The following is a 15,194-nucleotide window of genomic DNA, read 5'->3' as shown; positions in this document are numbered from 1 at the left end:
GTCCACACCGAATACTCCATGTTGGACGGTGCGGCACGCCTCGCCGATCTGATGGCGGCGACGAAGGCATCGGGGATGTCCGCGATCGCCACGACCGACCACGGATACCTGTTCGGTGCCTTCGACTTCTGGTCTCAGGCGACTGCCGCCGGAATCAAACCCATCATCGGCGTCGAAGCCTATGTCACCCCCGGCACCGACCGCCGGGACAAGACGCGCGTGAAGTGGCGCACCGACGAATCGCAGAAGAGCGATGATCTCTCCGGCGGTGGTCTCTACACGCACATGACTCTGCTGTCTCGGAACAATACGGGCATGCGCAACCTGTTCAAGGCATCATCGTATGCCTCCCTCGACTCGGTGACCGCGAAATGGCCCCGACTGGACCAGGATCTGCTCGAGAGCTATTCCGACGGACTCATCGCCACCACCGGCTGTCCCTCGGGCGAGGTGCAGGTGCGGCTGCGGCTGGGGCAATACGAAGAAGCCAAAGCGGCGGCCGGGAAGTACCGTGAGATCTTCGGCAGGGACAACTACTACGTCGAACTCATGGACCACGGCCTGTCCATCGAGAAGAGGGTGACGAAGGACCTCATCCGACTGTCGAAAGAACTCGACATTCCGCTGGTCGCCACCAACGACCTCCACTACACGCACGAATCCGATGCGAAGGCGCACGAGGCCCTGCTGGCCATCCAATCAGGTTCGAAACTCATCGAACCCACCTACGATCAGGGCGGATCGCGCTTCGCCTTCTCCGGCTCCGGCTACTACCTCAAGACTCCCGCAGAGATGCGGTCACTGTTCAGGGAATTCCCCGAGGCCTGCGACAACACCCTCGAGATCGCCGAGAAGTGCGAAGTCTCCTTCGACACCTCGGCGAACTACATGCCGAAGTTCCCGTGCCCTCCCGGCGAGGACGAGACCTCGTGGCTGATCAAGGAGGTCGCGAAGGGACTCGACTACCGGTACCCCGACGGTGTTCCCGACGACGTCCGCAGGCAGGCCGACTACGAACTCGACATCATCATCTCGATGGGCTTCCCCGGCTACTTCCTCGTCGTCGCCGACTTCATCAACTGGTCGAAGGACAACGGCATCCGCGTCGGGCCCGGCCGTGGTTCGGGTGCCGGCTCCATGGTCGCCTACGCGATGCGCATCACCGATCTCGATCCGCTCCAGCACGGACTGTTCTTCGAGCGCTTCCTCAACCCGGACCGTGTGTCCATGCCCGACTTCGACGTCGACTTCGATGATCGTCGCCGCAGCGAGGTCATCGACTATGTGACCGAGAAATACGGCGACGAGCGTGTGGCGATGATCGTCACCTACGGCACGATCAAGACGAAGATGGCACTGAAGGACTCCGCTCGAGTCCTCGGCAAACCCTTCTCCATGGGCGAGCGGCTGACGAAGGCTCTGCCGCCTGCGGAGATGGCCAAGGACATTCCGCTCAAGGACATCGAGGACCCGGAGTCCAAGCGCTATAAGGAAGCCGGGGAGTTCCGCGAACTCGTCGACGCCGATCCGGAGGCCCGGGAGACCTTCGAGACCGCCAAGGGCCTGGAAGGGCTGAAGCGACAATGGGGTGTCCACGCCGCCGGTGTCATCATGTCCTCGGACCCGATCATCGACGTCATTCCGATCATGCGGCGGTTCCAGGACGGACAGGTCATCACCCAGTTCGACTATCCGACCTCTGAGGGCCTCGGGCTCATCAAGATGGACTTCCTGGGGCTGCGGAACCTCACGATCATCTCCGACGCAGTGGAGAACATCAAAGCCAACCGGGACTACGAACTCGACCTCGAGCACCTTGCCCTCGACGATCCTGCCGCGTACGAGCTGCTGACCCGGGGTGACACCCTCGGCGTGTTCCAGCTCGACGGCGGCGGCCTGCGTGCCCTGCTGCGGATGATGAAGCCGGACAACTTCGAGGATATCTCCGCGACCCTGGCGCTCTACCGCCCCGGGCCGATGGGCGCCGACTCGCATACGAACTATGCCCTGCGCAAGAACGGTCTGCAGGAGGTCACCCCGATCCACCCGGAGCTCGAGGAGCCGCTCAAGGAGATCCTCGACACCACCTACGGTCTCATCATCTACCAGGAGCAGGTGATGGCGATCGCACAGAAGGTCGCCGGCTACTCGCTGGGACAGGCAGACATCCTCCGCCGCGCGATGGGCAAGAAGAAGAAGTCCGAGCTTGACAAGCAGCAGGTCGGATTCTTCGGCGGCATGAAGGAACGCGGCTATTCCGAAGCCGCTGCCCAAGCCCTGTGGGACATCCTGCTGCCGTTCTCGGACTACGCGTTCAACAAGGCGCACTCGGCCGCCTACGGCGTCGTGTCCTACTGGACCGCCTATCTCAAAGCTCACTACACCGCCGAATACATGGCGGCCCTGCTGACCTCGGTCGGTGACAACAAGGACAAGCTCGCGATCTACCTCAACGAGTGCCGCCGTCTGGGCATCACCGTGCTGCCTCCGGACGTCAACGAATCCGCGCTCCACTTCACCCCGGTCGGCACCGATATCCGCTTCGGCATGGGCGCGGTCCGCAACGTCGGCGCGCACGTCGTCGAGGGCATCGTCGAGGCCCGCGACGAGAAGGGCGCCTACACCTCGTTCACGGACTTCCTCGACAAGGTGCCCAGCCACGTGTGCAACAAGCGCACGATCGAATCGCTCATCAAGGCCGGCGGCTTCGACTCGCTCGGCCACAGCCGTCGCTCACTCGTCGAAGTCCACGAGGAGGCCGTGGACTCGGTCATCGGCGTCAAGAGGCAGGAAGCCAACGGACAGTTCGATCTCTTCGCCGGGCTCGGCGGGGGAGACGACTCACCGGGCTTCTCCGTGACCATCCCGGACCGTCCGGAGTGGGAGAAGAAGGAGAAGCTGTCCTTCGAGCGTGACATGATCGGTCTCTACGTCTCCGACCACCCGCTCAACGGGCTCGAAGGTGTGCTGGCTGCCGAATCCGATGCCTCCATCGCCGAGGTGGTCGATCCGGAGTCGCACCGCCATGACGGATCCCAGATCAAGGTCTGCGGAATGATCACCCAGGTCACCCGCAAGGTGTCGAAGAACTCCGGGCGTCCCTATGCGATCGTGACCGTGGAGGATCTCGAAGCCGAGATCGAGGTGATGTTCTTCGGCGACACCTACGAGCCGGTGGCGAGCCTGTTGGCGACCGACCTCGTGATCTCCCTGACCGGTCGCATCCGCACCTCAGATGACCGACCGACCTCGCTGATGGCGATGTCGATGACGATTCCCGATGTCACCGACCCCAACGATCGGCCGCTCAACCTCATCATGCCGATGGAGAAGGCAACCGAGGAGATGGCGTCGAAACTCAAACGGATCCTCGAATCCAACAAGGGGCAGACGGACGTCCACATCACCCTGTCTCAGCCGGGACGGCAGACGATCATGCGCCTGGATCGGTCGATCCGAGTCGATCCGAACCCCAGCCTCTACGGCGACCTCAAGGCTCTGCTGGGCTCCCGCTGCTTCAGCGTCTGAGGCGCGACCGCCGAGACCGCCCTCGTCCGCACTGCGGGCCGGGGGCCTGCAGTGCTGCTGCGGAGACTAGAATGATGCGGGTGAACATTCTGGACTTCCGTGGTGAGACCCTCAACAAGCGATTCCTGGCGCAGAAGCTGCCTCGGGCCGCCGAGACCCATGCCGATATCGAACGACGAGTCGCCGACCTGCTCGACACCGTCGCCGGCGGGGGAGCGGCCGCGGTGAAGGACTTCACCGAACGCTTCGACGGGGTCCGTCCCGAGGCTCTGCGCGTGCCGGCCTCGGCGCTGGCCGAGGCCGCAGCCGAACTCGATCCCGCGGTCAAGGCCGCACTCGTCGAATCCATCGCCCGGGCCCGGACGGTCGCGGCCGATCAGCGTCCCGACGACGTCCGCACCGAACTGGCCTCCGGCGCCTTCGTCACCACCCGCCACCTTCCGGTCGAACGAGTCGGACTCTACGTTCCCGGCGGACTGGCCGTGTACCCGTCGACGGTGATCATGAACGTCGTGCCGGCACAGACCGCCGGTGCACACTCATTGGCGATCGCGAGCCCGCCCCAGAGCAACGGCCTGCCGCACCCCACCGTGCTCGCCACCGCACACATCCTCGGCGTCGACGAAGTGTGGGCGATGGGCGGAGCACAGGCGATCGGCGCCCTGGCCTACGGCTTCGACGACGGTGAGGAACTCGAACCCGTCGACCTCATCACCGGTCCCGGGAACGCCTATGTGGCTGCGGCGAAGTCCCTGGTCCGTTCCCGGGTGGGCATCGACGCGGTCGCCGGACCCACGGAGATCATCATCCTCGCCGACGACCAGGCCGACCCGCGCTTCGTCGCCGCCGACCTCATCAGCCAGGCCGAACACGACGAACTGGCCGCCTCGGTGCTGGTCACCGACTCCGTCGATCTCGCCGAGGCGGTGCAGAAGGAGCTGGACGTGCAGGTGCCGCAGGCGATGCACACCGAACGGATCGGGACGGCTCTGGCCGGTCGACAGTCGGCGATCGTCCTCGTCGACGATCTCGACGCCGGGATCACCGTGGTCAACGGCTACGCCGGAGAGCACGTCGAGGTCCACACGGCCGATGCGGAAGCGGTCGGGGCACGGATCACGAACGGCGGAGCGGTCTTCCTCGGCGATTGGGCACCGGTGTCGCTCGGTGACTACTGCGCCGGGTCGAATCACGTGCTGCCCACGATGGGCACCGCCGCTCACGGTTCGGGGCTGGGTGTGCACTCATTCATCAAGGTCAGCCAGGTCATCGACTATGATCGACAGGCACTGTCCGAGGTGGCCGGGCACATCGGTGTTCTCGCCGCCAGCGAACAGCTGCCGGCCCACGGGCGGGCTGTCGACATCAGGTTCGAGGAGTAGAGATGCGCTGTCCGTTCTGCCGTGAGTCCGATTCGCGGGTCGTCGATTCGAGGACCAGCGAAGACGGCGCGGCGATCCGTCGGCGTCGGCAGTGCCGTCACTGCGGTCGTCGTTTCACCACGATGGAAGCCACGAGCCTGTCGGTGATCAAACGCTCCGGAGTCACCGAGGAGTTCTCCCGGCAGAAGATCATGTCCGGTGTGCGCAAGGCCTGCCAGGGACGCCCGGTCAGCGACGATGATCTCGCGAAGCTCGCACAGCGGGTGGAGGAGAACATCCGGTCGCGCGGAATCGCGGAGATCGACGCCGATGAGGTGGGGCTGTCGATCCTCGAACCGCTGCGGGAGCTCGATCAGGTCGCCTACCTGCGCTTCGCCAGCGTCTACCAGGGATTCGATTCGCTCGAAGACTTCGAGGCCGCGATCGATTCGCTGCGTGCCGATGCGCTGCTGCAGTCCGGGCAGACCCGCGAACCCACTCCCGACGACTTCGCGGACTGAGCGTCTGAGGTCTGCGCGCGACCGGATCCTGAGACAGCTGAGATTTCTGTCGGAAATCTCCGTTTCGAGTACCGCGGTACAGAAATAGTTGTGTAGTATTGAACGTGCGCGCTACGGCGCGCGGCCGCTTGCGGTTCGGAGGGGAAGCCGAACCCAAGCGGCCTTTCACATTCACCCCAATTGCTACCTGACGGCGGCCCAGCAACCTCGCGCGAGGTTGCTGGGCCGCCGTCAGGTAGCAATAGGGGTGGTCAGCCGGCTCGGCGGATCGCCTCGGCGGAGAAGAGCTCGGTCAGTTCCGTGGACACGGACGCCAGCACACGCAGACGTTCCGTCGTTCGGGTCAGCGCCACATAGAGGCCGCCGACGCCTTCCTCACCGCCGACCGGGGAGATGCGGCCGGGCTCGACGATGATCACCGCATCGAACTCGAGGCCTTTGGCCTGCTGCGGGGTGATGAGGGCGATCTGATGGTCCAAGCCCGTGACCGACCGTCCGAAATCGAAGTCCGCGATCGCCTCGGCGATGGGATCGATGAGCGCCTCATCAGCGATGACGGCGATCTTCCCACCTTCGGCGGCGGACACCTCGGCCGCGACCGCGCCGGGGAGGGCGGCCAGCAGCTCGGATTCGTCGGCGAAGGAGTCCAGCTGCGGATCCGAACCGCCCTGACGCACCGACTCGACGAGCTCGAGCTGCGGGAAATGCCGATGCAGGTAGCGGTTGGCCAGATCCATCACCGACTGCGGAGTGCGGTAGGAGACCGTGAGCACCTGGAGAGCGAAACGGTCGCCGACGAACTCGGTGAGGATCGATGACCAGGTGCGGGCGTTGTCGACCTGCGAGGACTGTGCGAGGTCGCCGACGACGGTGGCCGACTTCGACGGCACGCGGCGGAAGAGGACCCGCCACTGCATCGGGGACAGCTCCTGCGCCTCATCGACGACGAGGTGGCCGTACGTCCACTCCCGGTCCTCGAGGGCGCGTTCGGCCAGGGTCATCGCCGGGCCCTGCTCCTCCCAGCGGGACGCGAGCGTCTCGGCGGAGACCATTCCGCCGGTCTCGGTCATATCGACGACGGCTTCGGCGTATTCGCGAGCCGAGTCATCCCGCGCCTGAGTCTGCTGAGGCGCGGAACCGAGAAGCTCGGCAAGCTCGTCGAGCAGGGGCACATCGTCGACCGTGAACTCATCCCGACGCTGCTCGAGCAGAATCGACTGTTCGGCGGGTGTGAGGAGTTTGCGAGCCGCGGCCTGGAGTTTGTGCGGTCTGCCCAGCAGAGAACGCAGAGCAGCCGCGGGACCGATGGGGAACCACGCGAGGTTGAGGGCGCGCCGGACGTCGACGGACGACCGCAGGTCCTCAAGCAGTTCGGGCAGCCGCTCGCCGGCCGCATCCATCCCCATCTCACGGGCGAGATCCTCGGCGAGGATCTTCAGCAGCCCGGTGACGAAACCGGTGCGGGCAGCATTGTGCGGATCTCCGCTGCGACGAGCCCGATCGCGCGCGGACTGCACATCCTTGCGACGCAGCACGATCGTATGCGAACGCACCCGCATCTCGACGTCGTTGTCGGGGATGCGCTGATAGTTCGCAATATGGTTCTTCAGCACCCGAGCCATGACGGAGCGGCCCTTGATCTCGGCTGCTGCCGGTGCATCAGCGGCATCCGTGTCGAGTCCCGGATACAGCTGCCCCGGGGTGAGCAGGACGGCCCCTGTCTCGCCGAGGCTGGGCAGAACCTTCTCGATGTACTTGAGAAACACCGTCGACGGGCCGACGAGGAGGACACCGGACTTCGCGATGCGCTCCCGATGACGGTAGAGCAGGAACGCGGCACGGTGGAGAGCGACGGCGGTCTTGCCGGTGCCCGGACCGCCCTGGACGACGAGGACGCCGGAGAGCGGACGGCGGATGATCGCGTCCTGTTCGGCCTGGATGGTCGCGACGATATCGCCCATCCGACCGGTTCGGTGGGTGGTCAGTGCTGCGAGCAGAGCACCTTCACCCTGCAGGTTCGACCGCTGAGTGTCATCGAGTGCGTCGATGTCGAGCACATCGTCTTCGATGCCGGTGACCAACCGGTTGGCGGTGACGAGGTGACGGCGGCGGGCGATGCCGTCGGGATTGGCGGCCGTCGACTGGTAGAAGCGTTCGGCGGCCGGAGCCCTCCAGTCGATGAGGATCTGCTGACGCTGATCGTCGGTGAGTCCGATGCGGCCGATATAGGTGGGGTCGTCCTCATCGACGATGTCGAGGCGACCGAAGCACAGTCCCTCCTCGGCGCCGTCGAGACGGATGAGCTGATCTTCGTACAGCGTCGCGAAGGCATCGCGTTCGGTGCGGTGCTGGTGATTGCCTCCGACCTCGGAGATCCTCACCGTCCCCAGGCGGGCTGTCGTCTCCTCCCGGAGCTCATCGAGGCGGGCATAGAGCTCGTCGAGCTTGGTCTGCTCGACTCGAATTTCTGAAGTTTCGGTCATCTCACCTTCTTGGGTCGGCATTCAATTATGCCGAACTTTGCGCGGTGTCTGTAGTCGCAGCGTCATTTCGGACCGGGGCGTACCTCACAATCGGGCCGTGGGCACGCGCGCGGCGTCAGAGACGCAGGCGGGAGCGCAGGCAGTCGAACGAGTCAGAGCCCCGAGGGAGAACGCCGGCGTGTGTGAGGTCATAGGCCCAGGCGGGAGCGCAGGTCGGTTCCGGCCAGGAAGGTCGCGGAGGAGGCGGCGGTGCGCAGACTCCGGTCGAGGCCGGCCGTGTCGAGTTCGGAGTGGGAGGCGAGGACGACGACATTTCCGCGCCGACGTCCCTTGAGGATCGCCGGTTCCGTGGCGGCGGCAAGATGCGCGAAGTGCTCGCCGAGGCCGCGGAGTTCGTCCCTGAGGAGATGGTGGTCGCCGGGGTCGGGCACATTGGCGACGTAGATGCCGGAGTCCTTGACCGCCTCGGCGCAGGAGGCGAAGAACTCGGATGTCTGCTGGGTTGTGGGAACCGAGTCGTGGTCGAAGGCATCTCGGACGAGGACGTCGAGGGTGTCGGCTCTGAACTTCCCGATCTCCACTGCTCCGTCGCCGGCGCGCAGGGCCAGGGCGGGGGAACGGGGCAGGTCGAACCAGTCGCGGGCGAAGTCGAGCAGCTTGGCGTCGATGTCGATCGCCGTCTGCTTCGACCCCGGTCGTGCCGAGTTCAGCGCCCGGGCCAGAGCGCAGCCGGCGGCACCGATATGTGCGGCCCGGAGAGTGCGGTGAGGGAGCTCGACGTCGATGATGCGTCGCATCCAGTCCAGGTACTCGAAATCCAGACGCTGCGGATCGGACAGAGTGATCGACGACGACGGGACTCCGTTGACATGGAGCACATAGGAATCGGCCTCGCCGTCGAGCTTCTCCAGCCGGGCCTGACCCGTCGAGATGTCGACCACTTGAGAACCAGGTGCTGTGTATATCCGTCTCTTCGCCACCCCTCACTTGTATGCCAGTGAGGCGATTGAGGCAATTCGGCGCAGATTCTCGTGGGGACGGCGGTCGTGACTCATCCATCTGCGCCCTGTGGACGGGATCGGTCCGTCCACAGGCGCAGGACGGGGCCTGGAAGAACGGTCTCGGGATCGGCTGGAGTGGGGGTCAGACAGGAGGCCCTCTCATGGGCCTCATCGCAGGCACGGGAACCGCCGCAGCCGGCAGGTTCCATCCCGATCAAGGAGGACGCAGTGAAGACACCGGCTCGCACGCCCGAGGACATCATCGGAATCATCCCCCACACCCTCGGCTACACCCCGCAGCGCAGTCTCGTCGCCGTCATCGTCGGCACCGAGAACAACGGGTCCCAGACCAGCTCGACGACGCTGCGCATCGACTTCGACCGGGAGAGCGCGGCACAGACGCTGTCCGAAGGCGGCAGCTGGTACGCCGATCTCATCATGCGCGCCGGCACTGTCAGCGGTGTCTTCCTCGTTCTCTACGATGACGACTACCAGCCGGTCAGCGCCTTCGGCCTCGGTGCCGACGCCGAATACGCCGAGGTCCACCGTGGTCTCATCCGGGCGGCGATCGACGAGTTGGCCATGACCTTCGCCGCCAGAGGCGTCGACACTCTCAGCGCCTGGTGGGTCAACCAGGAGCACTTCGGACGCATCGACGAGGACGGCTTTGACTGCACGCCGCTGATCGACGCAACCACCTCGGCGTGTGCCACGGAGCTCGTCGCCGGCGGATCCAACCCCGTCGCCGATCCGGTGGATCTCGTCATCTCACCCATGCCCGCCGAGGCCTTCGCCGACAGCCGCCGCGGACACGCCGAGGAGTGGATGGGCACGGACGAGGCCTTCGTGGTCCTTGCCGAGGTCTATCCGCGCTTGGATGTGATGCGGTGCGAGGAGGAGGCGATCGACGAGGCGCGCATCCACGATCTGATGGACCTGCCGACCGTCATGGCGCTCGATACTCTGCTCGTCGAGATCTGGTCACGGGACGCCCTGGAGATGATCCTGAGCTTCGACCACCCGGATTTCCCGCCGTCGGTGGTCAACGGTCTCGACGGGGAGGAGCTGTGCACGATGAGTCGGCGCATCGTCTCCCAGGCGCAGGCTGCGCAGCAGCTCGTCGGCCTCTCCTCGCGTGCGCCGCGGCCGCGAGACATCATGCTCACCATCGCCTTCCTCAAGGACTACCTGCAGGCCGGGCACCCGCAGGCGAGGGCCAACGCCTATGCCGTCATCGCCTGGTTCGAATGGGCGCTGGGCGGATCGACGATGGCGCTGAACTATGCTCGTGCCGCGATCGAGCTCGAACCCGAACACGGACTGGCCGAACTCATCGTCGGCGCGGTCGACATGGGGTGCCTGCCTCGTTGGCTGACGGAGACACAGCGCACGACCATCTGAACGATGCTGTGTGATCGCCGCGGTCACCGAGTGAACGGCCCGGACGGATCGCCGCGGAGCCTTCGAGGTCCGATTCGCAAAGCAGGGAATAACGTGAGAAAATTAAGCGTTGACCCAGTCATTGCATGATGGGCGAGCTATGCGTGCTCGCCCCGGACCGTACGCGGACCACTTGACTTGGGTCTTAGTACTGTCCGAATGCATGGGGAAGTTTCAACGCTCGCGAAAGGTGAACACGTGCCCAGAGTCGACAAGGAATCCACAACGGTGACGGAGAAGTCGGAGGGAACGGCCGGCACGACCTCGACCGGTGGATCCAAGACCACTGCGGCGTCGAAGTCCACTGCGAAGAAGACGACCGCTGCCGGAACCAAGAAGTCCGCGACCGCGAAGTCGACGACCGCGAAGTCGGCTGCCGCAAAGACCGAGGCAGCTGCGTCGAAGAAGACGACTGCTGCGAAGAAGACGACCGCAGCGAAATCGACGGCTGCGGCGAAGACGACCACGACGGAGTCCACCGCCGCCAAGGAAGCCACGAAGGCGACCAAGGCGAAGAAGGCCGACGACGTCATCGACACCACCGAGGAAGTCGAACCGGCCGCGGACGCTCTGGCTACAGAGGAGAGCCCCGCCGAGGCGACCGAGACGAAGAACTCGGAAGAGAAGGAGAAGAACGCCGCCGTGGCCGAGGCCGGAGGCTTCATCGTCTCCGACGCCGACGAAGAGGATGCGCCTGCCCAGCAGGTCGTCTCCGCCGGTGCGACCGCGGACCCGGTCAAGGACTACCTCAAGCAGATCGGCAAGGTGGCACTGCTCAACGCCGCCGAGGAGGTCGACCTCGCCAAGCGCATCGAGGCCGGAATGTACGCCGAGCACCTGCTCGACGGCGGAGAGGTGACCGACCCTCGCGAGACGATGGACTACAAGTGGATCATCCATGACGGTCGCATCGCGAAGAACCACCTGTTGGAAGCCAACCTCCGCCTCGTCGTGTCCCTGGCCAAGCGCTACACCGGTCGCGGAATGCTCTTCCTCGACCTCATCCAGGAAGGCAACCTCGGCCTCATCCGCGCCGTGGAGAAGTTCGACTACACGAAGGGCTTCAAGTTCTCGACCTACGCCACGTGGTGGATCCGTCAGGCGATCACCCGTGCGATGGCGGACCAAGCGCGGACGATCCGCATCCCGGTGCACATGGTCGAGGTCATCAACAAACTCGCCCGTGTGCAGCGTCAGATGCTGCAGGACCTCGGTCGCGAACCGACCCCGGAAGAGCTCGCGAAGGAACTTGACATGACGCCCGAGCGTGTCGTCGAGGTGCAGAAGTACGGCCGCGAGCCCATCTCTCTGCACACCCCGCTGGGTGAAGACGGCGACTCGGAGTTCGGCGACCTCATCGAGGACTCCGAAGCTGTTGTGCCTTCGGACTCGGTGAGCTTCACCCTCCTCCAGGAGCAGCTGCACTCCGTGCTCGACACGCTCTCGGAGCGTGAAGCCGGAGTGGTGTCCATGCGCTTCGGACTCAACGACGGTCAGCCGAAGACCCTCGACGAGATCGGCAAGGTCTACGGCGTCACCCGTGAGCGCATCCGCCAGATAGAGTCGAAGACGATGGCCAAGCTGCGCCACCCGTCCCGCTCGCAGGTGCTGCGCGACTACCTGGACTGAGGCTCGTCTCGAGGTCCGCTCGAGGTGAGAAGAGCGGAACGCCCCTGGGAACTTCCCAGGGGCGTTTCCCGTATCCGAATCAGAACCAGTCGACGACGCCGTCGAACAGGGCGTCGGCGTACTTCTCCTGCCCGGACTTCGACTCCATGAGCTTCGCCTCAGACGGGTTGCGCATCTCTCCGCATTCGACGATGACGGCGGGCACCGAAGCATTGTTCAGACCGGCCAGGTCCGGCCTCCGGCTGATCGCGTCCTGTCCATAGGCCCTGTTCGGGGTGAACTCCTCACTCATCGACCTCCCCACCGATTTCGCCAGATCCACGGAAGCCCTCTCTGTCCTCTCGTTCTCACCGGGATCGGCGACGATGATGTGGAAGCCCTTCACCGCACTGGACTCGCTGCCGTTGGCGTGAATGCTCACGAGCAGATCCGCATCGTCGGCGAATGTCCCGCGCTCGTCCACACACGGTCCGACTCCTGTGTTGTCCTCGCGGCTGAGAACGACTTCGGCCCCGGCATCCGTCAGCGACTTCTCCAGCTTCCTCGCCACGGCCCATGTGAAATCGGCTTCCGGATAGTCGGAGCTCGTCGACGTGCCCGTGGTGTTGCACGCCTTCGTGCCTCCGCGACCGTCGGGCACCTGCCGATTGATCGTCTCCGGATGGTCCGCATTGCCGCCGTTGTGCCCGGGATCGACCGCGATGACCTTCCCTGTCAGGTCCGCATCGTCGGCCCGCGCCGAGGCGGTCTCCGACTCTGGACTGTCGTCGCCGTCTGCGGCGTCGTCGGCTGATGCGGACTCACCGCTGGTCTCGGCTGCCTGAGTGGTCCGTCCGGGAGCGGCCGAATCCTGGGAGCAAGCCGACAGGCCGGGCAGACAGAGAGCGGCAGAGGCGAGGAGGCTCGGCACGAGGAGACGATGGCGCATGGCTCCATTCTTCCAGCTGCGGGGCGCCCATGGTCGAGCTCGTCCGGATGGATTCCCGACACGAGCCGCAGAGAATAGGGTCCTGCGCGCGCAGCGATTAGAATTTAATCGAACGAGAGGAATTGTGTGGAAGACGAAAGCTACGGCGCCAGGCACCTGTCCGTCCTGTCCGGTCTTGAAGCGGTACGCAAGCGACCCGGCATGTACATCGGCACGACCGACTCCCGCGGTCTCATGCACTGCCTGTGGGAGGTCATCGACAATTCCGTCGACGAGGCCCTCGGCGGATACGGATCCGAGATCCTCATCGAGCTCGCCGCCGACGGCTCGGTGGCGGTCACCGACAAGGGCCGCGGCATCCCCGTCGACATCGAACCGAAGACCGGGCTGACCGGCGTCGAGGTCGTCATGACCAAACTCCACGCCGGCGGCAAGTTCGGCGGCACGTCCTACGCCGCTTCGGGCGGACTGCACGGAGTCGGCGCCTCGGTCGTCAACGCCCTGTCCGCTCGCCTCGACGTCGAGGTCACCCGCGGATCGAAGGTGCACAAGATGTCCTTCCGCCGAGGCGTGCCCGGACGCTTCGACGACTCCTCCGGCACCCCGAGCCCGGACAACCCCTTCGAGGCCTTCCAGGAACCGACCGGCCTCGACATCGTCGGCAAGGCCAAGCGCGGAGCCACCGGCACCCGTGTCCAGTATTGGGCGGATCCGCAGATCTTCCTGTCCAAGGCCCAGTTCGACTACCCGCATCTGGTCGAACGTGCTCGTCAGACCGCCTTCCTCGTTCCCGGACTCGAACTGCGCATCGTCGACCGGCGTGGTGTCGTCCGTGACGAGACCGGCGCCGTTATCGCCGAGCGCGAAGAGGTCTTCAAGTTCGACGGCGGAATCACCGAATTCGTCGACCATCTCTCCATCGACCCTCCGATCACCGACACCTGGCGTCTGCAGAACACCGGCACCTTCAAGGAGACCGTCCCGGTCCTCAACTCCTCGGGGCACCTCGAATCCAAGGAAGTCGAACGGGAGGTCGGCGTCGATATCGCTCTGCGCTGGGGGACCGGTTACGACACGAAGCTGAAGTCCTTCGTCAACGTGGTCGCCACCCCGCAGGGCGGCACCCACCTCGCCGGGTTCGAGCAGGCCTGCCTGAAGGCGATGCGCAAGGCCGTCGACGCCAACGCGCGCAAACTCAAGGTCGGCAAGGACAAACTCGAGAAGGACGATGTGCTCGCCGGCATCACCGCCGTCGTCACCGTGCAGCTGGCCGAACCCCAGTTCGAGGGGCAGACGAAGGAGGTCCTCGGCACCGCCGCGGTGCGCCAGATCGTGGCCAAGACCGTCGAGACCCAGCTCGGCGAGGTGCTCGCGTCGACCAAGCGCGCGGAGAAGCAGCAGGCAGCTGTGCTCATGGAGAAGGTCGTGGCCGAGATGAAATCGCGCATCTCTGCCCGCACCCACAAGGAGAACCAGCGACGCAAGACCGCGTTGGAAGCCTCCTCGCTGCCGGCGAAGCTCTACGACTGCCGCGACAACGGAGTGGAGAACACGGAGCTGTTCATCGTCGAGGGCGACTCGGCGATGGGCACGGCGAAGGCCGCTCGCAACTCCGATCATCAGGCCCTGTTCCCCATTCGCGGGAAGATCCTCAACGTCCAGAAGGCGACCTTGGCCGACATGCTCGCCAACGTCGAATGTTCGGCGCTCATCCAGGTCATCGGCGCCGGTTCGGGACGCAGCTTCGATATCGACGCCGCCCGCTACGGGCGCGTCGTCATCATGACCGACGCCGATGTCGACGGCGCGCATATCCGCACCCTGCTGCTGACTCTGTTCTTCCGGTACATGAAGCCGCTGGTCGAGGCCGGTCGCGTCTTCGCCGCCGTGCCGCCGCTGCACCGAGTCGAGGTCGTGACGAAGCGCGGAACGCCCAATGACATCGTCTACACCTACACCGAAGCCGAGCTCCATGCTCTGCTGAAGAAGCTCGAGAAGCAGAAGAAGGCCTACAAGGAACCGATCCAGCGGTACAAGGGTCTCGGCGAGATGGACGCCGACCAGCTGGCCGAGACGACCATGGACCCGAGCATGCGCACCCTGCGTCGGGTGACGATGGCCGATGCCGAGATGGCGGAGAACACCTTCGAACTCCTCATGGGATCATCGGTCGGACCGCGCAAGGAGTTCATCGTCTCCGGCGCCGCCGTCCTCGATGCCGAACGCATCGACAGCTGAGAGTAACGACCGAGTCAGCACCGATGCTGAGTCGGCACCGACTCATCTGAGCCCGGGCCGAACGC

At 65.1% G+C, this 15,194-nt stretch carries 9 protein-coding genes; 6 read left to right on the top strand and 3 right to left on the bottom strand.

What is annotated here, in order from left to right:
- Nucleotides 1–18 precede the first annotated feature (18 nt).
- The 3 genes from dnaE to nrdR all read left to right on the top strand — a co-directional run bounded on the left by dnaE (nt 19) and on the right by nrdR (nt 5,410).
- Nucleotides 19–3,528, top strand: a complete 3,510-nt coding sequence (dnaE, locus tag QYM46_RS10690; protein WP_432791734.1) for a DNA polymerase III subunit alpha — start codon at nt 19–21, stop codon at nt 3,526–3,528.
- A gap of 71 nt (nt 3,529–3,599) precedes the next feature.
- Nucleotides 3,600–4,910 carry a histidinol dehydrogenase gene (hisD, locus tag QYM46_RS10685; protein WP_432788910.1) on the top strand — a complete coding sequence of 437 codons (1,311 nt, stop codon included), beginning with the start codon at nt 3,600–3,602 and terminating at the stop codon, nt 4,908–4,910.
- Between the two features lie 2 nt (nt 4,911–4,912).
- A complete protein-coding gene (nrdR, locus tag QYM46_RS10680; RefSeq protein WP_025777954.1) occupies nt 4,913–5,410 on the top strand; it encodes a transcriptional regulator NrdR in 498 nt (165 codons plus the stop codon).
- Between the two features lie 251 nt (nt 5,411–5,661).
- On the opposite strand, the gene QYM46_RS10675 is transcribed toward nrdR, so the two are convergent.
- Nucleotides 5,662–7,893 carry a HelD family protein gene (locus tag QYM46_RS10675; RefSeq protein ID WP_432788909.1) on the bottom strand — a complete coding sequence of 744 codons (2,232 nt, stop codon included), beginning with the start codon at nt 7,891–7,893 and terminating at the stop codon, nt 5,662–5,664.
- Nucleotides 7,894–8,081: 188 nt separating this feature from the next.
- Nucleotides 8,082–8,834 carry a spermidine synthase gene (locus QYM46_RS10670; protein ID WP_432788908.1) on the bottom strand — a complete coding sequence of 251 codons (753 nt, stop codon included), beginning with the start codon at nt 8,832–8,834 and terminating at the stop codon, nt 8,082–8,084.
- 288 nt (nt 8,835–9,122) lie between these two features.
- On the opposite strand from QYM46_RS10670, the gene QYM46_RS10665 reads away from it, so the two are divergent.
- Together QYM46_RS10665 and QYM46_RS10660 are read left to right on the top strand one after the other, a co-directional pair.
- Nucleotides 9,123–10,295, top strand: a complete 1,173-nt coding sequence (locus tag QYM46_RS10665; RefSeq protein WP_432788907.1) for a DUF4192 family protein — start codon at nt 9,123–9,125, stop codon at nt 10,293–10,295.
- Between the two features lie 198 nt (nt 10,296–10,493).
- Nucleotides 10,494–11,963, top strand: coding sequence for an RNA polymerase sigma factor (locus QYM46_RS10660; protein ID WP_432788906.1), 1,470 nt, complete (start codon nt 10,494–10,496; stop codon nt 11,961–11,963).
- 79 nt (nt 11,964–12,042) lie between these two features.
- Here the strand turns inward: QYM46_RS10660 and QYM46_RS10655 are convergent, their stop codons facing one another.
- Nucleotides 12,043–12,891 (bottom strand): N-acetylmuramoyl-L-alanine amidase, encoded by an 849-nt coding sequence (locus tag QYM46_RS10655; RefSeq protein ID WP_432788905.1) that lies wholly within the window; start codon nt 12,889–12,891, stop codon nt 12,043–12,045.
- A 126-nt stretch (nt 12,892–13,017) separates the two neighbouring features.
- Here QYM46_RS10655 and QYM46_RS10650 point away from each other — a divergent pair, with 126 nt between their 5' ends.
- Nucleotides 13,018–15,129, top strand: a complete 2,112-nt coding sequence (locus tag QYM46_RS10650) for a DNA gyrase/topoisomerase IV subunit B (RefSeq protein WP_432788904.1) — start codon at nt 13,018–13,020, stop codon at nt 15,127–15,129.
- Nucleotides 15,130–15,194: the final 65 nt, after the last annotated feature.

This window comes from Brevibacterium sp. K11IcPPYGO002 (genome assembly GCF_050920635.1).
Taxonomy (GTDB): Bacteria; Actinomycetota; Actinomycetes; order Actinomycetales; family Brevibacteriaceae; genus Brevibacterium.
The sequence above is the reverse complement of the archived record's forward strand: the minus strand, read 5'-3'. Positions and strand labels throughout refer to the sequence as shown.

Bases quoted from the DNA above. Each gene is read 5' to 3' on its own strand.
- QYM46_RS10675 (WP_432788909.1), bottom strand. From the start codon at position 7,893: ATGACCGAAACTTCAGAAATTCGAGTCGAGCAGACCAAGCTCGACGAG.
- nrdR (WP_025777954.1), top strand. From the start codon at position 4,913: ATGCGCTGTCCGTTCTGCCGTGAGTCCGATTCGCGGGTCGTCGATTCG.
- dnaE (WP_432791734.1), top strand. From the start codon at position 19: ATGTTGGACGGTGCGGCACGCCTCGCCGATCTGATGGCGGCGACGAAG.
- QYM46_RS10660 (WP_432788906.1), top strand. From the start codon at position 10,494: ATGCATGGGGAAGTTTCAACGCTCGCGAAAGGTGAACACGTGCCCAGA.
- hisD (WP_432788910.1), top strand. From the start codon at position 3,600: ATGATGCGGGTGAACATTCTGGACTTCCGTGGTGAGACCCTCAACAAG.
- QYM46_RS10655 (WP_432788905.1), bottom strand. From the start codon at position 12,891: ATGCGCCATCGTCTCCTCGTGCCGAGCCTCCTCGCCTCTGCCGCTCTC.